24 protein-coding genes are annotated in these 26,477 nt (G+C 31.8%); 9 read left to right on the top strand and 15 right to left on the bottom strand.

The window, feature by feature from the left end:
• The first annotated feature begins 104 nt into the window (after window positions 1-104).
• Window positions 105-1,244: a 2-amino-4-hydroxy-6-hydroxymethyldihydropteridine diphosphokinase gene (gene folK, locus EV195_RS02620; protein ID WP_132792491.1), complete on the top strand. Its 1,140-nt coding sequence runs from the start codon at window positions 105-107 to the stop codon at window positions 1,242-1,244.
• A 19-nt stretch (window positions 1,245-1,263) separates the two neighbouring features.
• Here the strand turns inward: folK and EV195_RS02615 are convergent, their stop codons facing one another.
• From EV195_RS02615 to gldB, 3 genes are all read right to left on the bottom strand, one after another.
• The gene (locus EV195_RS02615; RefSeq protein WP_132792489.1) at window positions 1,264-1,575 is read right to left on the bottom strand and encodes a hypothetical protein; all 312 of its coding nucleotides are present in this window, start codon (window positions 1,573-1,575) and stop codon (window positions 1,264-1,266) included.
• Window positions 1,576-1,744: 169 nt separating this feature from the next.
• A complete protein-coding gene (gene gldC, locus EV195_RS02610) occupies window positions 1,745-2,083 on the bottom strand; it encodes a gliding motility protein GldC (protein ID WP_132792486.1) in 339 nt (112 codons plus the stop codon).
• Window positions 2,083-3,039 carry a gliding motility lipoprotein GldB gene (gldB, locus tag EV195_RS02605; protein ID WP_132792484.1) on the bottom strand — a complete coding sequence of 319 codons (957 nt, stop codon included), beginning with the start codon at window positions 3,037-3,039 and terminating at the stop codon, window positions 2,083-2,085. The genes gldC and gldB overlap by 1 nt, the downstream gene beginning before the upstream one ends.
• Before the next feature lie 57 nt (window positions 3,040-3,096).
• Here gldB and nadE point away from each other — a divergent pair, with 57 nt between their 5' ends.
• Complete coding sequence (gene nadE / locus EV195_RS02600; protein WP_132792482.1) at window positions 3,097-3,885, top strand: NAD(+) synthase; 789 nt, start codon at window positions 3,097-3,099, stop codon at window positions 3,883-3,885.
• Window positions 3,886-4,247: 362 nt separating this feature from the next.
• Here nadE and dnaG read toward each other — a convergent pair whose 3' ends face one another.
• From dnaG to EV195_RS02550, 10 genes are all read right to left on the bottom strand, one after another.
• A complete protein-coding gene (gene dnaG, locus EV195_RS02595) occupies window positions 4,248-6,224 on the bottom strand; it encodes a DNA primase (RefSeq protein WP_132792479.1) in 1,977 nt (658 codons plus the stop codon).
• Between the two features lie 65 nt (window positions 6,225-6,289).
• A complete protein-coding gene (gene clpX, locus EV195_RS02590; protein ID WP_132792476.1) occupies window positions 6,290-7,528 on the bottom strand; it encodes an ATP-dependent Clp protease ATP-binding subunit ClpX in 1,239 nt (412 codons plus the stop codon).
• A gap of 41 nt (window positions 7,529-7,569) precedes the next feature.
• Window positions 7,570-8,229 carry an ATP-dependent Clp endopeptidase proteolytic subunit ClpP gene (gene clpP / locus EV195_RS02585; RefSeq protein WP_132792474.1) on the bottom strand — a complete coding sequence of 220 codons (660 nt, stop codon included), beginning with the start codon at window positions 8,227-8,229 and terminating at the stop codon, window positions 7,570-7,572.
• 415 nt (window positions 8,230-8,644) lie between these two features.
• Window positions 8,645-10,276 carry a tetratricopeptide repeat protein gene (locus tag EV195_RS02580; protein WP_132792471.1) on the bottom strand — a complete coding sequence of 544 codons (1,632 nt, stop codon included), beginning with the start codon at window positions 10,274-10,276 and terminating at the stop codon, window positions 8,645-8,647.
• A 61-nt stretch (window positions 10,277-10,337) separates the two neighbouring features.
• Entirely contained in the window at window positions 10,338-11,651 is a 1,314-nt protein-coding gene (gene nqrF / locus EV195_RS02575) for an NADH:ubiquinone reductase (Na(+)-transporting) subunit F (protein ID WP_132793290.1), read from the bottom strand.
• Between the two features lie 2 nt (window positions 11,652-11,653).
• Window positions 11,654-12,388 (bottom strand): NADH:ubiquinone reductase (Na(+)-transporting) subunit E, encoded by a 735-nt coding sequence (nqrE, locus tag EV195_RS02570; protein ID WP_132792469.1) that lies wholly within the window; start codon window positions 12,386-12,388, stop codon window positions 11,654-11,656.
• Window positions 12,389-12,416: 28 nt separating this feature from the next.
• Window positions 12,417-13,061 carry an NADH:ubiquinone reductase (Na(+)-transporting) subunit D gene (locus tag EV195_RS02565; protein WP_132792466.1) on the bottom strand — a complete coding sequence of 215 codons (645 nt, stop codon included), beginning with the start codon at window positions 13,059-13,061 and terminating at the stop codon, window positions 12,417-12,419.
• 1 nt (window position 13,062) lies between these two features.
• Complete coding sequence (locus EV195_RS02560; RefSeq protein WP_132792464.1) at window positions 13,063-13,803, bottom strand: Na(+)-translocating NADH-quinone reductase subunit C; 741 nt, start codon at window positions 13,801-13,803, stop codon at window positions 13,063-13,065.
• A 2-nt stretch (window positions 13,804-13,805) separates the two neighbouring features.
• Complete coding sequence (locus EV195_RS02555; RefSeq protein WP_132792461.1) at window positions 13,806-15,011, bottom strand: NADH:ubiquinone reductase (Na(+)-transporting) subunit B; 1,206 nt, start codon at window positions 15,009-15,011, stop codon at window positions 13,806-13,808.
• A 3-nt stretch (window positions 15,012-15,014) separates the two neighbouring features.
• Window positions 15,015-16,361: a Na(+)-translocating NADH-quinone reductase subunit A gene (locus EV195_RS02550; RefSeq protein WP_132792458.1), complete on the bottom strand. Its 1,347-nt coding sequence runs from the start codon at window positions 16,359-16,361 to the stop codon at window positions 15,015-15,017.
• Between the two features lie 161 nt (window positions 16,362-16,522).
• Here EV195_RS02550 and EV195_RS02545 point away from each other — a divergent pair, with 161 nt between their 5' ends.
• Genes EV195_RS02545 through EV195_RS02535 form a run of 3 tightly spaced genes read left to right on the top strand, consistent with a single transcriptional unit; the run spans window position 16,523 to window position 19,262 of the window.
• Window positions 16,523-17,740, top strand: coding sequence for a type IX secretion system plug protein (locus EV195_RS02545; RefSeq protein WP_132792456.1), 1,218 nt, complete (start codon window positions 16,523-16,525; stop codon window positions 17,738-17,740).
• Window positions 17,741-17,786: 46 nt separating this feature from the next.
• On the top strand, window positions 17,787-18,173 hold the full coding sequence (gene apaG / locus EV195_RS02540; RefSeq protein ID WP_132792453.1) for a Co2+/Mg2+ efflux protein ApaG: 387 nt from the start codon (window positions 17,787-17,789) through the stop codon (window positions 18,171-18,173).
• The gene (locus EV195_RS02535) at window positions 18,174-19,262 is read left to right on the top strand and encodes a DUF3667 domain-containing protein (protein WP_132792451.1); all 1,089 of its coding nucleotides are present in this window, start codon (window positions 18,174-18,176) and stop codon (window positions 19,260-19,262) included.
• Here EV195_RS02535 and EV195_RS02530 read toward each other — a convergent pair.
• Complete coding sequence (locus tag EV195_RS02530) at window positions 19,199-19,960, bottom strand: NRDE family protein (protein ID WP_132792448.1); 762 nt, start codon at window positions 19,958-19,960, stop codon at window positions 19,199-19,201. The genes EV195_RS02535 and EV195_RS02530 overlap by 64 nt on opposite strands.
• A gap of 132 nt (window positions 19,961-20,092) precedes the next feature.
• Between EV195_RS02530 and pruA the strand changes: the two genes are divergently transcribed.
• The 4 genes from pruA to EV195_RS02510 all read left to right on the top strand — a co-directional run bounded on the left by pruA (window position 20,093) and on the right by EV195_RS02510 (window position 25,636).
• Window positions 20,093-21,718, top strand: coding sequence for an L-glutamate gamma-semialdehyde dehydrogenase (pruA, locus tag EV195_RS02525; RefSeq protein ID WP_132792445.1), 1,626 nt, complete (start codon window positions 20,093-20,095; stop codon window positions 21,716-21,718).
• 140 nt (window positions 21,719-21,858) lie between these two features.
• Entirely contained in the window at window positions 21,859-23,484 is a 1,626-nt protein-coding gene (locus EV195_RS02520) for a DUF1800 family protein (RefSeq protein WP_132792443.1), read from the top strand.
• 25 nt (window positions 23,485-23,509) lie between these two features.
• A complete protein-coding gene (locus tag EV195_RS02515) occupies window positions 23,510-25,144 on the top strand; it encodes a DUF1501 domain-containing protein (RefSeq protein WP_132792440.1) in 1,635 nt (544 codons plus the stop codon).
• Window positions 25,145-25,450: 306 nt separating this feature from the next.
• Window positions 25,451-25,636 carry a hypothetical protein gene (locus EV195_RS02510; protein ID WP_132792438.1) on the top strand — a complete coding sequence of 62 codons (186 nt, stop codon included), beginning with the start codon at window positions 25,451-25,453 and terminating at the stop codon, window positions 25,634-25,636.
• Between the two features lie 166 nt (window positions 25,637-25,802).
• On the opposite strand, the gene rsmG is transcribed toward EV195_RS02510, so the two are convergent.
• Window positions 25,803-26,432, bottom strand: coding sequence for a 16S rRNA (guanine(527)-N(7))-methyltransferase RsmG (gene rsmG / locus EV195_RS02505; protein ID WP_132792435.1), 630 nt, complete (start codon window positions 26,430-26,432; stop codon window positions 25,803-25,805).
• Window positions 26,433-26,477 lie beyond the last annotated feature (45 nt).

Below are 26,477 nucleotides of genomic sequence, written 5' to 3'. Positions count from 1 at the left end.
AAACGTAGTCATATTATTTTTAGTGCATCCAGTATAAAAAAACAGATTAAAAATTAACATTAATCATATAAGGTTTTGTTTCTTTGTGTTCATATTTATCTGCATTGAAAATACAACGTATTACATACTTATCATTAGGAACAAATCAAGGAGACAAGCTCAAAAACCTACAAGATGCAATAGATTTAATTGCAGATGAAATTGGTAGTGTTTTGAGTATTGCTTCCATTTATGAAACTTCTTCATGGGGATTTGATGGTGATAATTTCTATAATACTTGTGTTAAAGTTTCTACCTACTTACCTCCTGAAGAGTTAATTGAAAAACTTTTAGTTATTGAAAAAGAATTAGGTAGAGTTCGTAAAGAAAACAACCAATATGCGGATCGATTAATTGATCTCGACATTCTTCTTTTTGATGATGAAATTATTTTCTCTAAAAATTTAATTGTTCCTCATCCAAGAATGTTAGAACGAAAGTTTGCTTTGGCTCCTTTAGCTGATATCGCAAATACCGTTATTCATCCAATTGAGAAAAAGCAAATAGGCAGTTGCTTACAAAATTGTGTAGATAATTCTGAAATTTTCAAAATTGAGAAACAACTAGTTCGACCAATTTCAATTGCAGAAAAATACAATTATATTGCCATTGAAGGTAATATTGGAGCTGGTAAAACTACGTTGGCAAAAATGATGTCAGATGAATTTAATGCTAAAATTGTTTTAGAACGATTTGCTGATAATCCTTTTTTACCAAAATTTTACAAAGACGAAGAGCGCTATGCTTTCCCTTTAGAAATGAGTTTTTTAGCAGACCGTTACCAACAACTTTCTGATGATTTAGCGCAGTTTGATTTGTTTAAAAACTTTATTGTTTCCGATTATTATATTTTTAAATCGTTGATTTTTGCACAGGTTACCTTACATAACGATGAATATAAATTATATCGTAAAATGTTCGATTTAATGTACAAGGAAATCGTTAAACCTGACTTGTATGTGTATTTATATCAAAACACAGAAAGATTACTTCAAAACATTCATAAACGCGGCAGAGCGTACGAACAGAATATAGAAGCTACCTACTTAGAAAAAATCCACGAAGGATACATAAACTTTATTAAAACACAACGAGATTTGAACATCTTGGTAATTGATGTATCTGAATTAGATTTTGTAAATAATAAAAACGATTATAAAACGATTTTAAATAAAATTAAAAATCATACTAATAAGTCTTCATAGATAGCTTATTAGTTATGATCTAAATTATTGCTCTTAATTGTTTTTCAAAATCCTCACACTCTTCAATAATTCCTTCACTGTAAGTTTTACTCTGAATATCATAATCTAACTCGTATAAAAAACGATTCAAACCAAAAGACGCTTCAATTAGCTGCTCTCTTTCTTCAACTAATTTAGAAGAAGACCATTTATGATATACTTTATCAGCGTAATTACATAAAATCTCCTTAAGTTCGATTAAACGTTCTCTTTTAAGCAATATATCTTTATCTATAATTTTAGATGTATTGTTTGATTTTTCGTCCCCAAATAAAAAATTCAAAAATGCCATAGTAAATAATTATATCTAATCTTTCCTTATTTAGACTCCACAAATAAACATTTGTTACTCTTATAAGTACATATTTATAAAAATAATTAATTACTATAAAAACAAAGTACGGTTTCTCCATACTTTTGGTAAGGAAAAACCGTACTTTTTCTTATTTTAAAAAGGCTAATTACTTCTTAATCAGCTCTAATTTTTCAGCAAAATAATCACAAAAATCACGCATAGTTGCGCTCATTTTATCATCATTTGTTGCACGTTCGAAAGTGTCTGCCATTGAAACTAACGTCTGGTGAAAAAATTGTTTCATTTCATCAACAGGCATATCTTTAGTCCATAAATCCATACGCAACGTATCTTTTTGTTTATGATCCCAAACAGACAACATAATTGCTTTAGAAGCTTCCTCTGTTATTCCTCCATCTTGAGCATTCCATGAAATTTCTTCAGGTACTCTATTTTCATCTAAACCAACTTTAAATTTTATTTCTGATGTATGTACTATAGCCATTATCGTTTCGGTTTGTATTTTGATTTTTTAAAAATAATATCTTCTTCTGTCTGTAAAAGTTCCGGCAAAGATACATCATTATTCTGCATATAAGAACGTACAATTTGCCACCCAATCCAAACTCCTATTTGACCAGGAGACAAATTATCTTCACCTAAATAAAACTTGGAAAAAGGTGCTACGTCTAAAAAGCGTTTATTCAATTTAGAATCTGTATCATATAACAATTCTTTCTCTATAAAATACTTCCATATTTCTTCTTCACTTTCTAAAGCCCATTTAAATTTTGTTTCTTCATAACCAATTTTTTCTCTGTCTGAAATAGTCGGTAAATACGCATCTAACACATACATTTTTTTTCCTTCGTAAATCATTTTATTAATAAAACTACGCTCGTTATTTGGCGGCATTTGCTTATTAATTATCGCATTGGCTACATCAACTATTATATGATCTTTTCTATTATTTTGCTTAATATACTCTGGGAAGTCGACATAAAATTCGTGACTTATTCCAAGATAGCAGTCTAGAGAAATTAGCAATAATCCTGCGTCGAATAACACACGATTTTCATAATCTACATTCGTTAACATTGTTACAACTACAGGCTCTTTAAAGTTTTCGTTGTAGTATTTTACATGTTGAAACAATTGTTCTAGTTCTTTTTCTAAAAAAGAGAGATCAGGATATTTCTTAATCGTTTCTGCAAACAATTCTCTCTCATCTTTATTCTGTATTTTATTGATCCACACAGAATCTATATCATGCGGAAAAAACATTGGGTAAATTTCTTTTGTTTTTGAAAGTGTTTCAGGTGTTGAGTTATAGAAATCAACATCAAATCGAGCTAACTTAACATCTACACTAATAGTAGAAACGTCCACTTCTAATTTATTTTCTTTTTTACAGGAAATCAAGATCAACAGCAACAGTAAAAAGGACACTATTTTTCGCATTAAATGGCTATATTTACGTTTAATTAATAAACTTCGAATTTACTAAAATCGTATAACATGAATACTCCAAAAGTTGCTGAACACATTATAAATTGGTTAAAAGATTATGCTACAAATGCAAAAGTCAACGGATTTGTTGTAGGTGTTTCTGGAGGAATAGACTCTGCAGTAACTTCTACGTTATGTGCAAAAACCGGATTACCAACACTATGTGTTGAAATGCCAATTCATCAAGCACAAAGTCAAGTAACAAGAGCACAAGAACACATTGCACAATTAAAAGAGCGCTTTTCGAATGTTAGTGATACTCGAGTAAATTTAACTTCAACTTTTGAAGATTTTAAAACTGTTGTACCAGAAACTGAAGCATCACCTAAATTAGATTTGTCTTTGGCTAATACTAGAGCTCGTTTACGAATGACCACTTTGTATTATTTTGCTGGTTTACATGGTTTATTAGTAGCTGGCACAGGTAATAAAGTGGAAGATTTTGGTGTAGGTTTTTTTACAAAATATGGAGATGGTGGCGTTGATTTAAGTCCGATTGCTGATTTGGTAAAATCAGAAGTTTATGCATTGGGAGAATACCTTCAAGTACCTGAATCTATCCAAAAAGCACAACCAACTGATGGCTTGTTTGGTGATAGTCGTACAGATGAAGACCAAATTGGAGCATCTTATGATGAATTAGAATGGGCTATGAAAATGCAAGCCAATGGGAAAAAAGCCGATGACTTTGAAGGCCGTCAAAAAGAAGTGTATAAAATTTATACACGACTAAACACAATAAATCAACACAAAATGGTTCCAATACCTGTATGTGATATACCTAAAAACTTAAAGTAAGTTTGCGGACACCATTAATTGCTTAATTCTTTTGTACGCTCTTTTTTTATGCCCGTTTGAAATTTGAAATGGTAATTCTATAAATAAAAGAATTAGCTTACCTATTTGAAGCAATTTTCTCATAGTTTTGTCAAGTTTTATTTCTGTTTCTTTTCTTTGGGGAACTAAATTTACTAAAAAATTATCGGTAGACTAAAATTATTGTTCATTTTTTAGTAACAATCAAAATTTTAATTAAAATTTTACAACTTATTAATTAAAATTGAAGTTGTTTTAAATATTCTATAAACAGGATATCAAAACTACTCAAATATATAACAGTTTCAAAGGAGAAATTCCCCTTTATAGAATAGGAAAAAACCCTAAACTACTCTATTTAGCTTTTCGTATAGTAATTTTTTTAATTCTATATAATTGGTTACTTCTTCAAAATCAAGAGATTGATCTTCCTCTTCTCCTTCTTGAGCTTCTCTGATAATAGTATTGATTTTTGTTTCTATAAGTACCCTTCTAAGGTTTAAAATTGCATCTGTTACAAGTTTAGGAAGGATTTTAGTTGTCTCTGTTACAAACACTTCTTTTCGTTCCCAATCACTCAATTCATACTTTTCTTCATCCATTAAAATATTGGTGACCAAACTAGAAACAGCACCATTCTCACTGGCAATTAATTTATCAATAGAGATTTGTTCATCTTGATTTAGTTGATGTATAATTTCATAATAAATATCTCGAAAAGCTTCGTGTGTAAACTCAATTTCGTCTTCTTGCAAATTTAAATACAACTCATTTGAAACCGTATTGGTATATTCCTCTTTTTCTATGATGGGTCTACCATGCTTATCTTCAGAATGCACCCAATTTACCAATTCAATTTCCTCATTACCATACAGTAATAATATTCTAATAATCTCTTTTTCTAGTAATAATAGACTGTTAATTTTAGGTTGTGAAGGCTCTTCTTTTACAGGTTGTAAAGATGGTGCAGCACTTTGATATTGCTCGCTTTTACCTTTGTCTTTTTGATCTTTATTAATTAATTGTGCAAGTTCACTAAACAAAACACGCTCGGAAATATCCATAATTCGAGCACACTCTTGCACATAAACTTCACGCTGAATTCCGTCAGGAATTTTAGAAATACTCGTAACAATATCTCTAATTAAACCTGCTTTTTTTACAGGATCGTTTTCTGCATCTTTAGTTAATAATGATACTTTAAAATTAATAAAATCTTGCGCATTCTCTTCTAAATATGTTTTTAATTGCGCATCAGAATTTGCTTTTGCAAAACTATCCGGATCTTCACCTTCAGGAAACGTAACTACCTTAACATTCATTCCTTGTTCAAGGATCAAATCGATTCCTCTTAAAGAAGCTCTAATACCTGCGGCATCTCCATCAAAAAGTACTGTTATATTATTTGTTAAGCGGTGTATTAGTCGAATTTGTTCAGGAGTTAATGCTGTTCCAGATGAAGCAACCACATTTTCTATTCCTGACTGATGGAACGAAATTACATCTGTATATCCTTCAACTAAAAAACAATTATCCTGTTTAGCAATCTCTTTTTTTGCTTGATAAATACCGTATAAAATCTTACTCTTATGGTATATATCGCTTTCAGGAGAGTTTAAATATTTCGCAGCTTTTTTATCATTTGTTAAAATTCGACCTCCAAAACCTAGAATTCTTCCCGACATACTATGTATAGGAAACATAACTCTTCCTTTAAATCGGTCAAACATTCTATCTTGTTCTCCTCCTTCTTTGACTATCGTAAGTCCGGTTGACTTTAAATACTTAATATCATAGCCTTTGTCTAAAGCTGCTTTCGTAAAGTTATCCCATTCGTCTTTACAATATCCTAAATCGAACTTCTCAATAGTATCTTCTCTGAATCCTCTTTCTTTAAAATAAGACAACCCTATAGCTCTCCCTTTCTGAGTATTCATTAATACATCATGAAAATAATCTTTCGCAAACTTAGAAACCAAAAACATACTTTCTCTTTCATTTATCTGCTGTTTTTGTTCGTCGCTTTGTTCGGTTTCCTCTATTTCAATATTGTATTTTTTAGCAAGCCATTTAATAGCTTCAGGATATGTGAAATGTTCATGTTCCATTAAAAATGAAATAACATTTCCTCCTTTTCCAGTACTAAAATCTTTCCAAATTTGCTTTACAGGAGACACCATGAAAGACGGTGTTTTTTCGTCTGTAAACGGACTTAAACCCTTAAAATTACTTCCTGCTTTTTTCAATTGGACAAACTCCCCTATTACTTCCTCTAAACGAGCAGTTTCAAAAACTTGTTCTATGGTTTGTTTGGTAATCATATGATAAAGATAAAAAACCTCGCAAATATAATTTTTGCGAGGTTTATTCTATATTTTTTTATTTTTTAAGATGCAGCTTTTAGCTTTTGTAATGCTTTTTTGGTAAGCTTCTCTTCAGCGTAATCTTTTGTTACTTCAAATTCTTTTATATCAGAACCTGGAAGTTCAAACATAGCATCAGTTAAAATTGCTTCACACAAAGAACGCAGACCACGAGCTCCTAATCGATATTCTACAGCCATATCAACAATATATAGTAATGCTTCTTCAGTCATTGAGAATTCAACATCATCCATTTTAAACAACTTTGTATATTGCTTAATAATAGAATTTCTTGGCTCCGTTAAAATAGCTCTTAATGTTTTAGCATCTAACGGATTCATATAGCTTAAAACTGGTAGCCTTCCAATAATTTCAGGTATTAATCCGAACGATTTTAAATCTGAAGGAATAATGTATTGTAATAAATTATCCTCATCAATTTTATCTTCATCTATGGAAGCACTATACCCAACAGCTTGCATATTTAATCGCTTACTAATGATTCTATCGATACCAGAAAAAGCTCCACCAGCTACAAACAAAATATCTTTTGTATTCACTTGAATAAACTTCTGCTCAGGATGTTTTCTTCCTCCTTTTGGAGCAACATTAACCACGGCTCCTTCTAGTAACTTTAACAAAGCTTGTTGCACTCCTTCTCCAGAAACATCTCTAGTAATTGAAGGGTTATCTCCTTTACGAGCTATTTTATCAATTTCGTCTATAAATACAATACCTCGTTCAGCTTTTTCCACATCGTAATCAGCAGCTTGTAATAATCTGCTTAGAATACTTTCTACATCTTCTCCTACATATCCTGCTTGTGTTAATACAGTAGCATCAACAATAGAAAATGGAACATTTAACATTCTTGCGATAGTTCTAGCTACCAATGTTTTACCAGTTCCTGTTTCTCCAACTAAAACAATGTTAGACTTTTCAATCTCTACACCATCTGCTGGACTTTTCGATTGTAATAATCTTTTGTAGTGATTATATACTGCCACAGACATCGCTTTTTTAGTTTGCTCCTGTCCAACAATATACTCATCCAAAAAAGTTTTAATTTCAAGAGGTTTCTTAAGAATTAAATCATTTGAAAGACTTGTTGTTTTTGCCTCTGCTATTTCCTCCTCTACAATACCGTGAGCTTGCTCAATACATTTATCGCAGATATGTGCATCCATTCCTGCAATTAATAAATCCGTTTCCGCTTTTTTACGCCCACAAAACGAACACTCTAAATTTTGATCTTGTGACATTTTATTACTCTATAACTACTTTACTATACTATTGGTAGATGTTATTTTCTGCTAAGAATTTCATCAATCATACCATATTCTTTTGCTTCATTAGCTTTCATCCAATAATCTCTGTCAGAATCTTGATGAACTTTATCAAATGGTTGACCTGAGTGATTTGCTATAATAGTATACAACTCATCTTTCAACTTTAAAATTTCACGAGCTGTAATTTCAATATCTGAAGCTTGACCTTGTGCACCACCTAATGGTTGGTGAATCATAATTCTTGAATGAGGCAACGCAGAACGTTTTCCTTTTTCTCCTGCGCACATTAATACTGCTCCCATTGAAGCCGCAATACCTGTACAAATAGTTGCTACATCTGGTTTGATAAACTGCATCGTATCATAAATACCTAATCCAGCATACACTCCTCCTCCTGGAGAATTAATATAAATTGAAATATCTTTTGTAGCGTCTACACTTTCTAAGAATAATAATTGTGCTTGAATAACATTCGCAACTTGGTCATTAATTCCTGTTCCTAAAAAGATAATTCTATCCATCATCAAACGAGAAAAAACGTCCATTTGAGTAATATTCAATTGACGCTCTTCCATGATGTATGGAGTTAAACTACTAGTGATTTTATTATAATAAGTACTACTAATTCCGTGATGCTTAGTAGCATATTTTTCGAATTCTTTTCCGTAATCCATTATTGAGGTTTTGTTTTAAAAGTTACAAAGGTTAAAGATACAAAGATTTTTTCTTAGATAAATACCAACTTTATCACATTACACCTATGTTCATTTTAAAAGAAGAAAAATACTACTATTACTTTTCAAATAAAAACCAGTATCGGGGGATACTGGTTATTTAATACTACTTAATTGGGGATAATAATTCTTACAGAAATTAGGGATTAATTCTTTAGGATTATTTTATAGGGGAATTATAACCCTGTAGTATTACTACGTTATTTACAGTACAATATTACTATAAAATGAATATTCATCTATAATAATACAGGTAACAAAAAGTGACAATTAAAAATTTAACTTAAAGAAATGTTTTAAGTTTCTGATTTACAGTGTTTAAAAAAACCACAAGCAAGTAACAAGTAAAACTATTTTATAGGGTTTGTATATAGTTTTCTAACTCTTGACTCTTAGGAATTTCCATTTTTTTTCGAATTCTATATCGAATTGCTTTAACAGAATCTGTAGTTGAATTTCTAATAGAAGCTATTTCTTTAATAGATAGATTTAACCTTAATAAAGAACAAATTTCTCGTTCAGTTTTAGTTAAACTTGGATATTTATTACTGATATTTTGATCGAAGTTTTTATTTACTTCAGATATTTTATCTTGAAGTGATGAGAGTTTATTTTCTGTAATAATTTGTTGCTGCAACTTTAATAATAATCCGTTAGCATATCTTTTAACATTTTTATCTTCAGCGCTGTCTTTATCGTCTTTAATTTGTTGTGTTAATCGTTTTATAAACTCAAGACGCATGGAATTATCTGCTATTAAATTTTTTAATTCTGTTTCAGAAGATTTAACTTTCTGTGCCAGAATTTCTTTTTTTAATTTCTCTTTTTCTAATTTGTCTTTAGCTCTTTTCGCCCTTTCTTTATAATTTCTACTGATTAATAACGCTGTAATTACACTAAAACTAAATATTACAATAGACAAAGCAGCATATAAGTTTGCCATTAATTCTTTTCTATCATTAATCCTCTGTAGTTCTAATTTTTCTTTTTCCAATTCATTCCTAAGCTCAATGCCTTTAATGATTTTTTCTTTATTAACAGTAAATGTTGAATCAGAATACCGTTTATAAAAAGTATGATTAACAAAAGCATCTTTATACATTCCTAAGTCTTTATAAATACGACTTTTGGAACGATAAGCACTTGTTATATGTTGTTTAAAACCAAATTCTTTGGATAATTGTAAACAAGAATCAGCATACTTTAACGCTTTATCGTAATCTTTTAGCATTCGGTATTCGAAAGATATATTACTATAACCAGTAGCAATGTTATTTTGATCTTTTAGTTTTTTTAAAAACTCTAAACATTTAAGATGGATTTCTAGTGCTTTATCATATCGCTTTTGTCTTCCATAGAGCATAGCCATGTTACTCTGAATTTCATTAAGCTTAATGGAATCTTTTAAGTCTTTAAAAATAGACTGAGCTTTATTATATGAATATTTTGATGAATCATACTTTTGCAAGACACGATATACACCTCCTAACATGTTATATGAACGCCCTATAGTATTGCTATCATTAAAGGATGTAGCGAGATTTATAGATTCATTAAATATGGTGATTGCTTTTTCAGGCTTTCTTAAATATCTATATAAAATTCCAATATCTACCAAAACCTCTGCGTATTTGCGTTCTTCATTTTGGTTCTCATAAATCATCTTAGACTCTAGTAGAAGATTTAATGATTTACCATAATCTCCCTTTGTTCGATAAATTCTACCCATTTGCAGAAGAACATGAGCTTTTTCAAGATTACTTTCTTCTAAAAGAAAATTATACGCTTTATCATAAAAGTATTCCGCTTTGACATCATCTTTATCAATAAATTGATCACCCGCATCAATAAGCGCAGTTATCTTGCTTTTGGTATCTTTTAGTACATCTACTTCTCTTTTGAGCGTAACAAATACACTATCAATCTCTTGAGCATTTACAAATAATATAGACAGTACAAAAAAAACGTATAACAAATTACCCCTCATAGCTTAAATATAAAAAAAACCAGCAAAATTGCTGGTTTTTATTTTTTTAGGTTGAATTTTATTATCCTCCGAAATCGTCAAAACGAATATTTTCGTCATCAAGACCAAAATCTTCACCCATTTTTTGTACTGCCTTGTTCATTAAAGGAGGTCCACAGAAATACAGTTCTAAATCTTCAGGACTTTCATGTTTAGATAAATATTGGTCTATTACAACTTGGTGAATAAAACCTACAAAACCATCTCCTGATTCATCGTTAATATCTTTTTTAACTTTCCAGTTATCTTGTTCTAATGGCTCTGATAAGGCTAAAAAGAATTTGAAGTTTGGAAAATCTTTTTCTAATGATCTAAAATAGTGAATATAGAATAGTTCTGCTTTAGAACGACCTCCATACCAATATGTTACTTTTCTACCAGTTTTTAACGTTTTAAATAAGTGATAAATGTGTGAACGCATTGGTGCCATACCTGCTCCACCACCAACGTATAACATTTCAGCATCAGATTCATTGATGAAAAATTCTCCATAAGGTCCTGAAATCGTTACTTTGTCACCTGGCTTTTGGTTAAAAATATAGGATGATGCAACACCTGGGTTTACATCCATCCATCCGTTTTTAGCTCTATCCCATGGCGGAGTAGCAATACGTACATTTAGCATGATCTCTCTTCCTTCTGCTGGGTAAGAAGCCATAGAGTATGCTCTTTCAACAACTTCATCGTTCTTCATTACTAATGGCCATAATCCAAATTTATCCCAGTCTGCTTTAAATTTATCTGGCTCTCCTGGATGATCATCTGGGTGAGCAGTGATATCCATATTTTCGTACTTTATTTCACATTGTGGTATTTCTATCTGAATATATCCACCCGCTTTGTAGTCCATTTCTTCTGGAATTTCAACTACAAATTCTTTAATAAAAGTTGCTACGTTGTAATTTCTTACAACCACAGCTTCCCATTTTTTAATTCCAAAAACTTCTTCTGGAATTGAGATATCCATATCTTGTTTAACTTTTACCTGACAAGCTAAACGAATACCATGTTGTAATTCTTTACGTGTAAAGTGAGGTGTTTCTGTTGGCAAAGCTTCCCCTCCACCAGAATTTACGTGACACTCACACTGCACACAAGATCCACCACCTCCACAGGCTGATGGTAAAAATATCTTTTCATTACCTAACGTTGATAATAAAGTTCCTCCTGATGGTACTTCAATAGTTTTTTCTCCGTTAATCGTAATTTTAACTGGTCCAGACGGAGCCAATTTTTGCTTTACAACTAGTAATAACGCTACTAATAACAATGTAATAGTTAAAAAAGCGATTACCGTTATTGCAACTGTTCCTCCTGTACTTACTTCTAAAAACATCATTATTCTGTAATTTCTTTAGTGTTAGTTGCTAATTTTTCTACTTCCTCTTTAGCCTCTTCTTTCTTGTCTACCTTCACTTCAGCTTTAGGAGTCTCCTTTTTCTCACTTGCATCATCACCTCCAGTTAACATTCCACCGAAACTCATAAATCCGATAGCCATTAAACCGGTAATGATAAAAGTAATACCTAAACCTCTTAACGGACCTGGTACTTGAGAATATCTAATTTTTTCACGAATAGCAGCAATTGCTAAAATTGCTAAAAACCATCCGATACCTGAACCGATACCATAAACTAATGATAATCCTAACGTTGGAATTTCTCTTGATTGCATAAATAATGAACCTCCTAAGATGGCACAGTTTACGGCAATTAATGGTAAGAAAATACCTAAAGAGTTATATAACGCTGGTGCAAATTTCTCTACAATGATTTCTACTAATTGTACCATGGTTGCAATAGTTGCAATGAACATGATAAATGATAAGAAACTTAAATCGTAATCTGCATACTCTTCTCCTAACCAAGATAAAGCTCCAGGCTGTAATAAGTATTGATCTAACAACCAGTTTACAGGAACTGTTACCGCTAATACGAAAATTACCGCTGCTCCTAAACCAACCGCTGTTGATACTTTTTTAGATACTGCAAGGTAAGAACACATTCCTAAGAACGTAGCAAATACCATGTTATCTATAAATATTGACTTGAAAAATAATTCTATATGTTCCATAATCTTATTTTATTGAAACGCTATGCGTTTAGTCTTCAATTAATGCTTTGTTTCTACTACGTTGAACCCAGATAATGATTCCAACCACGATTAACGCCATTGGTGATAACAACATGAATCCGTTATTCTCGTATCCTAAAGCATATAAACCTGTTTTTTCAATAGGATCTCCTAATACTTTAATACCTAATAAAGTACCAGAACCTAATAATTCTCTAAAGAATCCAACAATAATTAAAATTGCTGCATATCCTAAAGCATTTCCAATTCCGTCTAAGAAAGATTTCCAAGGACCGTTTCCTAAAGCAAAAGCTTCAAAACGTCCCATGATAATACAGTTGGTAATAATAAGCCCTACGAAAACTGATAATGTTTTACTCAGTTCATATGCAAAAGCCTTTAATACCTGATCAACTATAATTACTAAAGTTGCAACTACAATTAACTGTACAATAATTCTAATTTTAGATGGAATAATATTTCTCATTAAAGAGATTACCACGTTACCTATTCCTAATACAAATAATACAGAAATAGACATCACAATAGAAGCTTTTAATTCTGCAGTAATTGCTAAAGCAGAACAAATACCTAATACCTGAATGGTAATTGGGTTGTTATCCGCTAAAGGATCTGTGATTAATTTTGCGTCTTTTTTTGATAAAAGTCCCATATTATTTTATTTTTTTAAAGTAAGGCACGTACAATTTCAATTCAGATTTAATCATTGCTGAAACACCATCACCAGTAATAGTAGCTCCTGCAATTGCATCCACCTCATTATCATTTTTATCTTCATTCTTAGGGTCTGCATTTGACTTAGAAACAACGATTCCTTTGAATTGTCCATTACTCATCAAATCTTCACCTTTAAAATCGTCCATAAAGAAACGTTGCTTGATATTAGCTCCTAAACCTGGAGTTTCTCCTTTGTGATCGAAGAATACACCCTGAACAACCATATCTTTATTCATTGCAACATAACCCCAAATAGCATCCCATAGACCTTTACCTCTAATTGGTGCAATGTAGAAAGTTTCACCTTCTTTTTCACCAACGAATAATGGTAATCTCCTTTTGTTTCCTGCTTTTGCTGAAGCTTGTTCTTTCTTGATATCAATTAAGTAAGCTTTTTCATCTTCAGAAACCTCATCTCCTTTGATTACTAATTGTTTCTTGATATATTTTGAAAATACATCAGCTACTTTATCCTTAGAAACAAACTCAACACTTGTTTCATCATTTTCATTAACACCCATAGCATACAAAATGTTTTGTTGCTTTTCGATACGCTTATTTGCATCGATTGTTGGGCGAAGAGATGACGCTGTAAAAGCTAACAACGCACCTACTACTAGTACCATTCCTACAGCGAAAAGTACTGTATACACATTACTATCTGTCTTCTTACTCATAATTAGGCAGTTTTAGCTTTTAAACGTTTTAGTCTTTTCTTCACATTACCTTGAACCACATAGTGATCAATAGTTGGAGCAAATACATTCATCAATAAAATTGCTAACATTACTCCTTCTGGATAGGCTGGGTTAAACACACGAATCATAATTGAAACAAATCCAATTAAGAAACCATAAATCCATTTTCCTTTATTTGTTTGTGAAGCGGTAACAGGATCTGTTGCCATGTATACAACACCAAATGCAAATCCACCAATAATTAAGTGTTTCCAAGATTCTAAGCTCATTAATCCATAGAACTTACTTGATTCTGTGATTACTCCTGCATCTACAACCGTGTTAAAGATATATCCCATCATCAAAGCTCCAAATACAGCTGAAACCATAATTCTCCAGTTACCAATCTTAGTAAAGATTAAGAATAACGCTCCTAATAAAATTAATAAAGTTGAAGTCTCTCCTACAGAACCTGGAATAAATCCGAAGAACATATCTGAAACTGAATAACTAGGTGTTAAGTTTTGTGCTAAACTTCCTAACATTGTTTCTCCAGAAATTGCATCAGCAGTTCCTGCTCTATTTACTGCATCGTGAACCCAAACTTTATCTCCAGACATCCAAGTTGGATATGCGAAGAATAAAAAGGCACGAATAGTTAATGCAGGGTTTAGGATGTTCATACCTGTACCACCAAAAACTTCTTTACCAATTACTACTCCGAAAGCAACAGCAACAGCTAACATCCATAATGGTAAATCAACTGGTACTATTAACGGAACTAACATTCCTGTTACTAAGTAACCTTCCTCGATTTCGTGTCCTTTGATAATACAAAAAACGAATTCGATTGCTAATCCAACAACATACGATACAATTACTAATGGTAATACTTTTAAAGCTCCAATCCAAAGGTTAGATAAGTTCCAAAAGTTTCCACTGAAAAAGCTTGTTACTTTTTCAACTTCACCAGTAGCCAAGTGATGCTGGTATCCTGCGTTAAACATACCGAATAGTAAACATGGAATTAATGCCATAATTACTGTATTCATTGTACGTTTTAAATCATCAGCTGCCTTAACGTGTGTACCACCGTGAGTAGTTTCGTTAGGCAGGTATAAAAAAGTATGGAAACCATTAAATAGCGGAGCTATTTTCTTTCCTTTATACTTTTCTTTTAAATTATGTAAGTTTTGTTTTAAGCCCATATCTTATCCTAATTCTTTCATCATTAAATCTAAACCTTCGCGAATAATTTTCTGGTGCGGTTGTTTAGACACACAAATAAATTCTGTTAATGCGAAATCTTCAGGAGCAATTTCGTAAGCTCCTAAACCTTCCATTTCATCTAAATCTTTATACATACATGCTTTTAACAACTGTAATGGATAAATATCTAATGGAAATACTTCTTCGTAAGAACCAGTAACAACAAATGCTCTGTGCTCTCCGTTTGTATTAGTATTTAAATCGTATTTCTTTTTAGGATTCAACCATGAGAACGTTAATGCTCTTGAAGTTGAGATTTTGTTGAAAACTGGCTTATTCCATCCAAACAACTCATAATCATCACCTTCAGGAATCGCGGTTATTTGATTATCATAATATCCTATGAAACCATTTTCATCAACCTGTAAACCAGACAATACATTACCACTGATAATTCTAGTATTATCATTTGTAATATTATCTTTTACAACATCAGAAATTTGAGCTCCTGCAACTACTGTTACATATTTTGGCTCATTAATTTTTGAACCAGTTAAAGCAACAGTTCTTGTGATGTTAAATTTACCAGTTAATAACAACTCTCCTATAACAACTAAGTCTTGTGGTGCTACAACCCAAACAACTTCTCCTTTATTAATTGGATTAACCTGAGCTATTTGAGTACTTACATTACCAACTGGGTGAGGCCCAGACACTGAATGCACTTCTACTCCAGACATAGATTTTAATGGAGAATTCGAAGAACCAACTGAAACGTGAACTTTACCATCTGTAAGTTTAGTTAACGCTGTTAATGCAGCTTGTAACTCAGCTTCTTTTCCACTTAAAACATAATCATAGTCAGCAGCTAATGGAGCACTGTTGTAACCAGAAACAAAAATTGCTTTTGGAGTCTGATTTGGATTTGCAACAACATCATAAGGACGTTGTTTGATAAATGGCCAACATCCTGTATTGAATAAGTGATTTTTCACTTCTTCACCAGACATTGAGTTCACATCTACCTTCCCGAAATCTTTGTACTCTTGTGTTCCGTTAGTTGTTATTTTAATTTCTAAAACTTTTCTACGAGCTCCACGGACAATTTCTGACACTTTACCACTTACAGGACTAGGAAATAAAATACGTTCGTCACTCTTGTTGTAAAAAAGAGCTTCTCCTGCCTTTACTTCAGTACCTTCTTTTGCTAAAATTTTAGGAATTACGCCGTGAAAATCATCTGGCTTTACTGCAAAAACACTACCTAAAGAAAGTTCGGCAGTTACTTTATTTGCTTCGCCAACGAGCTTAATGTCAAGCCCTTTTTTTATACGGATGTCTTTTGACATAGTAACTAATGTATTTGATTTTCTTAAAAAACATGCAAATTTAAAAATTTAAAAAATGACTTGTAATCAATTAGCGTTATATCTTGTTTATAATTTCTTATTTATATTTATTCTAAATAAAAAATTGTGATTTGGCTTACATTTTGATATTTTTGTTAACTATGGTAAAACACTTGAATTTCCTGTTGCTAATAACACTTAGCTTAACTGTTAATAGTCAAAATATTAAATCCGTTGAATTAGTTCCGCTAAATAAACAATCTCCTATTCCAATTGTTCCATTAGGAAGCACATTACAGCTTTCGTTCGATGATTTAGATGCTGACAATAAAGATTATCAGTATAGAGTTGAACATATGACCTATGATTGGAAGCCAAGTAATTTACAATCAAATCAATATATAAATGGCTTCCAACAAAATTATATTATTGATGTTGCAAACTCTTTTAACACTTTACAAAGTTATACTCATTACAGAATTCAGATTCCAAATCAGAATACGATTATTACCGAAAGTGGTAATTATTTAATTTCTGTATTAAATGATGATGATGAAGTTATATTTTCAAGAAGATGCGTGTTTTTTGAAAACAAAGTAACCGTAGGTGTAAATGTTCTTAGAGGTAGGAATGCGTTAACGAACAATTCGGAACAAACAGTTCAATTTATTATAAACCATAAAGGATTTCAAATAAACAATCCTGTTCAAGAAATTAAAGTTCAATTATTTCAAAATAATAACTGGAACACTTCTGTTACCGATATCGATCCACTTTTCATAAGACCCAATCAATTGATATATAACTATACAAACGAAACTAACTTTTCAGGCGGTAACGAGTTTTTATTTTTTGACAACAAGTACATCAGAAATACTAATGTTAACATAGCAAAAACAACTAGAGAAGATATCTTTCATAATTACTTGTACACTGATATTGACAGAAGCCAAAAACCTTACACTTATTACCCTGATATTAATGGGAATTTTCTCATCAGAACTTTAGATGCAGAAAATGAGGAAACCGAAGCTGATTATGCGATGATGCACTTTTCATTGGAAGTAGACCAACCTTACGAAAATAAAGACGTATTTGTATATGGTGCATTTAATAATTATGAGTTGACTGATGAAAATAGAATGACTTACAGCACACTCAAAAACACCTATGAAACTTCATTTTTATTGAAACAAGGGTTTTATAACTACACGTATGTAACTCTTGACAAAAACAACAAAATAGACCTAAACGAACTTAACGGTTCTTTTTTTCAAACTGAAAACGAGTACACTATAATTACATACTACAAACCCTTTGGCGGACTGTTTTACAGAGTAATTGGAGTAGGAAATGGCTTTTTTGACCAAAACCGATAAAACAACAAGTATTGGAACTTTAAAGAAAAAAGGTTACTTTTAATTTATGTTTCAGCAAATAACTAAAGGAATAAAGGTCTCAGTGAAGACTGTGTATAATGGCATTATCTACAGAGGATATGTGCAACATTATGCATTTAGTTATTTTATATCCATCAAAAATAACTCTAAAGAAACAGTACAATTATTAGAGCGGTTTTGGACTATCTACGATTCCTTAAATGAAATTGAAAGTGTACACGGAGAAGGTGTTGTTGGACAAACCCCTATAATAAAACCTAATGAAGAGTATAATTACAGATCCAACTGTTTTTTAATATCTTCAGTGGGCTCTATGAAAGGAAGTTATAAAATGATCAATCTCAAAAACAACAAAGAATTTCTTGCTGAAGTACCAACTTTTCAACTAATCACTACACCTACACTTAATTAAATGGCTAATAAAAACAAACTAGCTGTAATAAAAGATTCTAACTGTTTAAATTGTGGATTTCCTTTTGTTGGACATGAATTATTTTGCCCTAGCTGTGGACAAAAAAACAAGGGAAACAAAATAACTTTCGGAAACTTTATTAAAGAAGTATTTGCTGGTTTCTTTTCATGGGACACTAAATTCTGGAGGACTTCTTTTACATTAATAACCAGACCTGGAAAAATATCTGCTGATTATATTGAAGGTAAAAGAGAACGCTATGCTAATCCATTTCGTTTTTATATAACCGCTTCTATCTTGTTCTTTCTTTTTTATGGAATCAATGAAACCATTGATAATTTTAAAAAATTAGATAAAGCATTTACCTCTAAAAGCAAAAGCGAAAAACAAGTTGATTTAGACTCCATAAACAATATCATTAACGAAGAATTAGCTAAAAATAAAATTCCAATTGATTCAACTCAACAAAAAATAGCGCAAAATTTTAACGTTAAAATTAACGACTCTATTAAAACTAATAAATCTCCAAAAATTAATTTATGGGGAGATCCAAGATTTGATAGTTACATTAAATTCAATAAAAAACACCCTGATATTGATGCAGCTACCGCGCTTGATAGTTTGAAACAAGAAAACACGTTTTGGAATCGTTTTTTTTATAATAGAGCAGAATTAGCAAATTCATTTTTTAGCGAAAAACAAAAAAGAAAAGAATTTGTAAGTAAAATGCTTTCTTACGGATCGATATCCCTTTTTATATTACTCCCAATTTTCACCTTGGCACTCAAGCTTTTTTATGTTAGAAGAAAATACACTTATGTAGAACATTTAATTTTTGTTTTCCACACGCAAACTGTCTTTTTTTTGTTATTAACGCTCTTAATGATAATAAACTTTTTCACAAACAATGTAGGAAGTGAAATTTTTATTGGCCTGTTTTTAATTTATCTTTTTATAGCCATGAAAAAGTTTTACAAACAAGGCTACTTTAAAACAATTTTTAAGTTTATTATGGTTAATATGGTTTATATGTTCTTGGCTATAATTGGAATAACACTAGTAGGCTTAATTTCATTTGCTTTATTCTGAAACGCCAGCATAGTTGTTTGATCGTTCAATAAATCATAGTACTGTAACTCTAAAGAGTCTTTGTGTTTTTTAACCGAAGTTACACTTACGGTTTCTACATACGGTCGTTTCATTTTTAAAGACACTTCCTCTCCGTTAGATTCATCCAAATGAAACTTTAAAATATCTGATTGCGTAAAATCTTCATTTTTATTTAACCAATCCGAAAACCATTCTTTTCTTATATATTTCATTTCAGAAGTATACAGCGTAGAACTTGACCAAATATGAGGCTCATCTTTTAACTGTCTAAAATCTTTTTGATAACCAGTCCATACTAATTCATAAGCTTTAAAATTTTCAGCCCAATCTAACATGACAACCGTAAAAGGCTCTATCCCTTGTAAATCTACTTTTTCAACAAAATCGACAGCATTTTCAGTTTTTAGTAATTGTTTTACAATAACTCCTCTACTCATTCTATAAGATACTTCTCTCTCATGAATTTCATATCCTCCATTCAACAAACAAACTAACCTATTATGATCACTTAAACCAATCCAAGTACCTCCTGCTAATTCATCTTTTGGATACACTAAGGCAACATTATCTTCGATGTATTCTTTGGGTTCAATAGTGTTTCTTTTAGGAGTTTCGTCTCTATTAGAAGTAAATATAAAACCTTCTTTGCCTAGAGGTAAATAAGTTACGGTGCACATACAGCTTTATTTTAATTTTTAAATCTCAACTCCTTTTGTGGTAACTTAACCAGAAACATTACAAAAACCACCTTAAAAATTGTACATTTGCTAAACCAAAATTATCATATTAAATTCAATAAACAAACAACCATGGGAAAAGGATTTTTCAATGTTCCAGTTGCAGTTAATGAACCTGTTAAAGCATATGCACCTGGTTCTCCTGAAAGAGAAAGCGTTTCAAAACAATATAAAGCATATTTTAACGGTTCTGTAGATGTTCCAATGTATATTGGAAATGAAGAAGTAAGAACTGGAAACACAAAAAACATGACACCTCCTCATGATCATCAACACGTTGTTGGCCAATATCATGTAGGAGATAAAAATCATGCTCAAAAAGCAATTGATAGTGCTTTAGAAGCCAGAGTACAATGGTCTCAAATGCCTTGGGAGCAAAGAGCTGCAATATTTTTACGTGCTGCTGAATTAATTGCTGGACCTTACAGAGCAAAAATGAATGCATCTACTATGATTGCGCAGTCAAAAACAATACATCAAGCTGAGATTGATGCTGCTTGCGAATTAATTGACTTCTTACGTTTCAATGTAGAATACATGTCTGAAATTTACGCTGAGCAACCAAATTCTGATGACGGAATTTGGAACAGAGTTGAATACAGACCTTTAGAAGGTTTTATCTACGCTATCACTCCTTTTAACTTTACAGCAATTGCTGCTAACTTACCTGCATCTGCTGCTATGATGGGTAATACGGTAGTTTGGAAACCATCTGACAGTCAAATTTTCTCTGCAAACGTAATTGTAGAAGTATTTAAAGAAGCTGGATTACCTGATGGAGTTATCAATGTAATTTATGGAGATCCTGTTGAAATTACTGAGGTAGTTTTATCTTCTCCTGATTTTGCTGGATTACACTTCACTGGTTCAACATTTGTTTTTAAAGAGCTTTGGAAGAAAATTGGAGAAAACATTCATACTTATAAAACATACCCAAGAATTGTTGGAGAAACTGGAGGAAAAGACTTTATCGTTGCGCATCCATCAGCAAATCCAAAACAAGTTGCTACTGGAATTTCTAGAGGTGCTTTTGAATTCCAAGGACAAAAATGTTCTGCTGCTTCAAGGGTATACTTACCAAAATCTATGGCAAGCGAAGTATTAGAGTATGTAAAAGAAGATATTGCTTCGTTCAAAATGGGTTCACCAGAAGATATGAGCAATTTTATCACAGCAGTTATTCATGAAGGATCTTTTGATAAATTAGCTAAATACATCGACCAAGCTAAACAAGATACTGATGCTGAAATTGTTGCTGGAGGTAGTTATGATAAATCTAAAGGTTATTTTATTGAACCTACCGTTATCTTAGCTAAAGACCCTAAGTATACCACAATGTGTACTGAATTATTCGGGCCTGTGGTTACTGTATATGTTTACGAAGATGAAAACTGGGCTGAAACATTAAAGTTAGTTGATGGAACTTCTGAATATGCATTAACAGGAGCTGTTTTTTCTACAGATAGATATGCCATCGCAGAAGCGACAAAAGCATTAGAAAACTGTGCAGGAAACTTCTACATTAACGACAAACCAACTGGTGCTGTTGTTGGACAACAACCATTTGGAGGAGCTAGAGCTTCTGGAACTAATGACAAAGCAGGTTCTGCTCAAAACTTATTAAGATGGGTTTCACCAAGATTAATCAAAGAAACGTTTGTTTCTCCATCAGATTATCGTTACCCTTTTTTAGGATAAGAAACTAAATTTTTAAAATAATTTTTAAGGCTGGAAATATTTCCAGCCTTTTTTCGTTTTAACAAAAAACCTACTTATTACAAGTATATTTTTTATAATCCATTTTAAATCAAAAACATACATTCACAAATCCCCTGTAAATGAATTTAGAGCAACACACTCAAACTTTAGGGCTCCGAAATGCCAAGCATTTGCTCCGAAGAACCTCTTTTACTTTTAACAAAGAAACCTTATTAGAGTTTTCAAATCTTACTCCTGAGCAAGCATTTGACAAACTACTGTTAGCACAAAGTAATAAGTTAGCAGAACCTTACGATAATAAACCCGAAGACAATCCTCATGGATTTTGGATATCTTCACCCGATCCATCTTCTTTAGACGGACAATTCCGCAAGAAAATTTATGTTGCGTATTGGTGGTTATACAACGGGTTACATCAAAATTCTTTGAAGCAAAAATTGACGTTTTTTCTTCATACTTCTTTTACAGTTTCAAAATTTGATGCAGGTAGCTCGGTACATTTTTACGATCACATGAGACTTTTAGAGCATTTTGCCTTTGGAAATCTTAAAACCTTATCTAAAAAAATCACCTTTGACAATTCAATGTTAGATTATTTAGATAACACTAAGAATAATGCTAACAATCCAAATGAAAATTACGCTCGAGAATTCCTAGAACTTTTCACTATTTTAAAAGCTGAACAAGTAGGAAGCGGTGATTATACAAATTATACTGAGTTAGATGTTCAACAAGCCGCTAAAGTCTTTTCTGGAATAAAAACACAAAACGACAGATCTAATATTGACCCAGACACTAACCTTCCAATTGGGAGAATAGACATTCCAAGACACGATCAGGAAGACAAAACTTTTAGTCATGCATTTGATGAAACAGTAATTAGCGGAAGTAATACTGAAGAAGGCATTAAACAAGAATTGGACAATTTTGTTGAAATGGTTTTTAACAAAGATGCTACTGCCATTTCTTTTGTTAGAAAGTTATACCGTTATTTTGTTAAAAGTGAGTGGGAAAATGAAATTGAAGAAAATGTAATACAACCTCTTGCACTTCAATTAAAAAATGATAATTACGAAATTTTACCGACACTCAAGACATTACTAACATCAAAACATTTTTATGATTTAGACGACACAAATAATACTGATGAAATTATTGGAAGTATTATTAAAAGTCCGTTGCAACTGTGCAATGAAGTTATTTCGTTTTTCAAACTAACAATCCCTGATCCTGTTAGTCAATCGGAAGACTTTTTTAGGTTTTTTGATTTTTTATATCGTTTTTATCTAAGTTCAGCTGGATTGGTAATGTGGGCTCCAGATTCTGTTGCGGGTTATCCAGCCCATTATCAAAGTCCCGATTTTGATAGACATTGGTTTTCATCTAATACTGTGTTAGCTAGATACAAACTCATAGAAAGCTTATTAACGGGTAGAAATAAAATTCGATATAACGGTAAAATAAATGTTGAACTAAATATTGTTGAGTTTATTCAAAATAATATTGACCAACCTAGTGATGCTATTGAATTAATTACCGAGTTATCTGATTTATTATACCCTGAACAAATAGATGATGAACGTAAAGCTTATTTTGCGCAAAATTTATTAGAAGGCTTTCCAGATTATTATTGGACAAATGCTTGGTTAGGTTATCAAGGATCAGGAGATGATACTGTTGTAAAATCTAGATTAAATGCCTTGATGATTCAAATGATCAATGCTCCTGAATTCCAAATAATGTAAAAAATCATCCCCTAAATTTACTATCATGAAAAGAAGAAATTTCATAAAATTAGCAACCACAACTTCTGCCATAGGTTTAATGCCTTTTGAATTAAAAGCAATGCTAAAAACAATCGACCTAGATATAGATTGTGGTGATATCTCTAACAGAAAACTAGTACTTGTAAACCTTGTTGGTGGAAATGACGGATTAAATACTTTAATACCTATCAATGTATATGATACATATGCAAATTTAAGACCAACGATTAGAATTCCAAATTCGGGCACCAATGGGTTCATTAGGTTAGACGGCTCACTACCTGACAACCAACAATTAGGCTTACACCCAGCACTTACAGGTTTTAAATCACTATACGATCAAGGAGAGTTACGAATTTTACAATCTGTCGGATATCCATCTCAAAATAAAAGTCATTTTGCCTCAAAAGATATTTATTCTACTGGGAATGATGGAAACAGCTGGAACAATGGAAAAGACTCAGGCTGGATTGGTCGATTTATGGAAAATTTCTATCCAGAAGAAGTTGAAGAAGCATATCCTTTAGGTGTCCAAATAGGAAATGGAAAAACAGAATTAGGATTTCATGGTGCAGAAGAGCATGGATTATCAATAAATATTACGGGACAAGATCCTGCTGGATTTTTCACAGAAATTAGCGGCTTAGGAGGACAATCTCCAACTAATATTCCTAATTCCCATTTTGGAGAAGAATTAAAGTATATAATAGATGTAAACAATATATCTAATAAATACTCTAAATCAATATCGGATGCTTTTAATGCTGGAAACAATGCTGTTATTTATGAAGATACTAACTTGTCTAATCAACTAAAAACTGTTGCTCGATTAATTAGTGGTGGTTTACCTTCTAAAGTATATATGGTTAGTATTGGTGGGTTTGACACACATGATAATCAGATTCAAGAAAGCAGAGATGTTAAAGGAAAGCATTACGAACTTTTGAATGAAGTTTCTTCGGCTGTTGAAACATTTATGAAAGACCTAAACGAGCAATCTTTAGGAGAAGATGTAGTAGGATTAACATACTCTGAATTTGGTAGAAAAGCAAAAGAAAATGGAAACTTAGGAACAGATCACGGCGAGATCGCTCCTATGTTTATATTTGGTAAACCTGTGTTAGGTGGAGTTTCTGGTACAAACGTTGATTTATCGGAAGCTACGGATGACAATAACTATCAACTTAAAACCATTCAATACGATTACAGACAAACCATTTCTACATTATTACAAGATTTTTTAGGAGCATCGGACACTATTATTGATAATACATTTTTTAACCATACAACCAATAAAAGTTTCACTGGAGATAAAATTCCAAAAATTATCAAAAGTGAATTTTCTGTAGCTAAAGGATGCATAAGAGATTTCCTAGAACAACCAGGAATTAATAAACGTAAGGACTGGTTTATCTATCCGAATCCGTTTGTAGATCAAATAAGTTTAAACGCTTTAAAAGACCGGTCAGGATTAAATTATAAGTTATTTACTAATGGCGGTAGTTTGGTAACTCAAGGTCAAAAAGAAACCACGAACAATAGCGCTGTACTAGATTTACCTAGGTTAGCAACTGGACTTTACTTTTTACAGGTTGAAAGCGCTGGAAATACTGAGAATCATAAAATTTTCAAATTGTAGTAATCTTTTTGATGTTTCTATATACTTTTTGAATTCCTTTTTGGTATCGTAAACAAAAAGACGGAACACTGTTTTAGTAGGTTTTGGAACTTAATGAATTTATATTATATTTGGGTAACCACCTGAATTAAAATAAAATGACTCAAATCTATTCATCCTCCTTTTTATGATGTTTTCACTCACTAAGGACTAATGTTTTTGAGTAGATTTTGAATAAAATTCTTTACAAAAGAATAGACATAGACCTTAAATGTCTTTAAATAATTTAAGGATTTATTAACCACTTAATTAAAATCATAACTAATTATGAAAAAATCAATTTTAAACCTAGGAAAGGCTTTAACTACTAACGAACAAAAGGAAATTAACGGAGGTGCTTGGGGACCTTGTTACCAAAAAGGTGTAATGTGCTGTAGAGAAACAGGAACTGTAATGGGAACATTTTGCGAGCCAGGAGCTTGTACTAGATGGGGAACTTGTATATATTACTAAAATCAAGTTCTATAATTTTTAAATTAAGACTACTAACTAGTCTAAAATGGCTGGAAAATTTTCCAGCCATTTTTTAGTCATAGTAAATATGTTTTATTGGCTGTTATCCCCTTCAGATGACACCAAAAAAGGGAATCAATATGTAATGTATCGATTCCCTGTTTTTTTATCCTTTGAATTTTATAGGCAGGTGTACTACTTTTTTAGTCTCAAAAAAATCTTCCTCAAAAAAGTCTGGCAAATCATAAATTGTTGCATTAGGAAATTTAGCCAATTCTTCTGTTAAATCTCCACCTTTTAAATATAAAATCCCATTTTTAAGCTCGTGGTTTTGTTTTTTCTGAACTTTATCTTTTACCCATCTATGGAATGTTTCCATTTGAGCAACAGCTCTACTAACAATAAAATCATAGGTTTCTTTTTCCTCCTCAACTCTACCATGTGTAGTTTTAACATTTTCTAAACCCAAACCTTCAACAACCTCATCTACCACTTTAATCTTCTTCCCGATTGAATCCACTAAATGAAATTGAGTCTCTGGATACAAAATTGCCAAAGGAATCCCAGGAAACCCGCCTCCAGTTCCTACATCCATAACCATAGTACCTGGCTTGAAGTCCATAACTTTTGCTATTCCCAAAGAGTGCAGTACGTGACGTAAATACAGTTCATCGATATCTTTTCTAGAAACAACGTTGATTTTTAGATTCCAATCTTCATACAACGATTGTAGTTTTCCAAAATGATTAATTTGGTCTTCTGTTAAATTAGGGAAGTACTTTAAAATAATATCCATGTCATTTTATTTGCGTCCACAAAAATAAAAACTATTAACTGATAG

Source organism: Tenacibaculum skagerrakense (assembly GCF_004345825.1).
Classification (GTDB): Bacteria; Bacteroidota; Bacteroidia; order Flavobacteriales; family Flavobacteriaceae; genus Polaribacter; species Polaribacter skagerrakensis.
Note: the sequence above shows the minus strand (reverse complement) of the source record. Positions and strands in the feature narration are given on the sequence as shown.

Excerpts from the sequence above, each read along its gene's own strand:
- EV195_RS02615 (WP_132792489.1), bottom strand. The coding sequence starts at position 1,575 with ATGGCATTTTTGAATTTTTTATTTGGGGACGAAAAATCAAACAATACA.
- gldC (WP_132792486.1), bottom strand. The coding sequence starts at position 2,083 with ATGGCTATAGTACATACATCAGAAATAAAATTTAAAGTTGGTTTAGAT.
- gldB (WP_132792484.1), bottom strand. The coding sequence starts at position 3,039 with ATGCGAAAAATAGTGTCCTTTTTACTGTTGCTGTTGATCTTGATTTCC.
- nadE (WP_132792482.1), top strand. The coding sequence starts at position 3,097 with ATGAATACTCCAAAAGTTGCTGAACACATTATAAATTGGTTAAAAGAT.
- dnaG (WP_132792479.1), bottom strand. The coding sequence starts at position 6,224 with ATGATTACCAAACAAACCATAGAACAAGTTTTTGAAACTGCTCGTTTA.
- clpX (WP_132792476.1), bottom strand. The coding sequence starts at position 7,528 with ATGTCACAAGATCAAAATTTAGAGTGTTCGTTTTGTGGGCGTAAAAAA.
- clpP (WP_132792474.1), bottom strand. The coding sequence starts at position 8,229 with ATGGATTACGGAAAAGAATTCGAAAAATATGCTACTAAGCATCACGGA.
- EV195_RS02580 (WP_132792471.1), bottom strand. The coding sequence starts at position 10,276 with ATGAGGGGTAATTTGTTATACGTTTTTTTTGTACTGTCTATATTATTT.
- nqrF (WP_132793290.1), bottom strand. The coding sequence starts at position 11,651 with ATGTTTTTAGAAGTAAGTACAGGAGGAACAGTTGCAATAACGGTAATC.
- nqrE (WP_132792469.1), bottom strand. The coding sequence starts at position 12,388 with ATGGAACATATAGAATTATTTTTCAAGTCAATATTTATAGATAACATG.
- EV195_RS02565 (WP_132792466.1), bottom strand. The coding sequence starts at position 13,061 with ATGGGACTTTTATCAAAAAAAGACGCAAAATTAATCACAGATCCTTTA.
- EV195_RS02560 (WP_132792464.1), bottom strand. The coding sequence starts at position 13,803 with ATGAGTAAGAAGACAGATAGTAATGTGTATACAGTACTTTTCGCTGTA.
- EV195_RS02555 (WP_132792461.1), bottom strand. The coding sequence starts at position 15,011 with ATGGGCTTAAAACAAAACTTACATAATTTAAAAGAAAAGTATAAAGGA.
- EV195_RS02550 (WP_132792458.1), bottom strand. The coding sequence starts at position 16,361 with ATGTCAAAAGACATCCGTATAAAAAAAGGGCTTGACATTAAGCTCGTT.
- EV195_RS02545 (WP_132792456.1), top strand. The coding sequence starts at position 16,523 with ATGGTAAAACACTTGAATTTCCTGTTGCTAATAACACTTAGCTTAACT.
- apaG (WP_132792453.1), top strand. The coding sequence starts at position 17,787 with ATGTTTCAGCAAATAACTAAAGGAATAAAGGTCTCAGTGAAGACTGTG.
- EV195_RS02535 (WP_132792451.1), top strand. The coding sequence starts at position 18,174 with ATGGCTAATAAAAACAAACTAGCTGTAATAAAAGATTCTAACTGTTTA.
- EV195_RS02530 (WP_132792448.1), bottom strand. The coding sequence starts at position 19,960 with ATGTGCACCGTAACTTATTTACCTCTAGGCAAAGAAGGTTTTATATTT.
- pruA (WP_132792445.1), top strand. The coding sequence starts at position 20,093 with ATGGGAAAAGGATTTTTCAATGTTCCAGTTGCAGTTAATGAACCTGTT.
- EV195_RS02520 (WP_132792443.1), top strand. The coding sequence starts at position 21,859 with ATGAATTTAGAGCAACACACTCAAACTTTAGGGCTCCGAAATGCCAAG.
- EV195_RS02515 (WP_132792440.1), top strand. The coding sequence starts at position 23,510 with ATGAAAAGAAGAAATTTCATAAAATTAGCAACCACAACTTCTGCCATA.
- EV195_RS02510 (WP_132792438.1), top strand. The coding sequence starts at position 25,451 with ATGAAAAAATCAATTTTAAACCTAGGAAAGGCTTTAACTACTAACGAA.
- rsmG (WP_132792435.1), bottom strand. The coding sequence starts at position 26,432 with ATGGATATTATTTTAAAGTACTTCCCTAATTTAACAGAAGACCAAATT.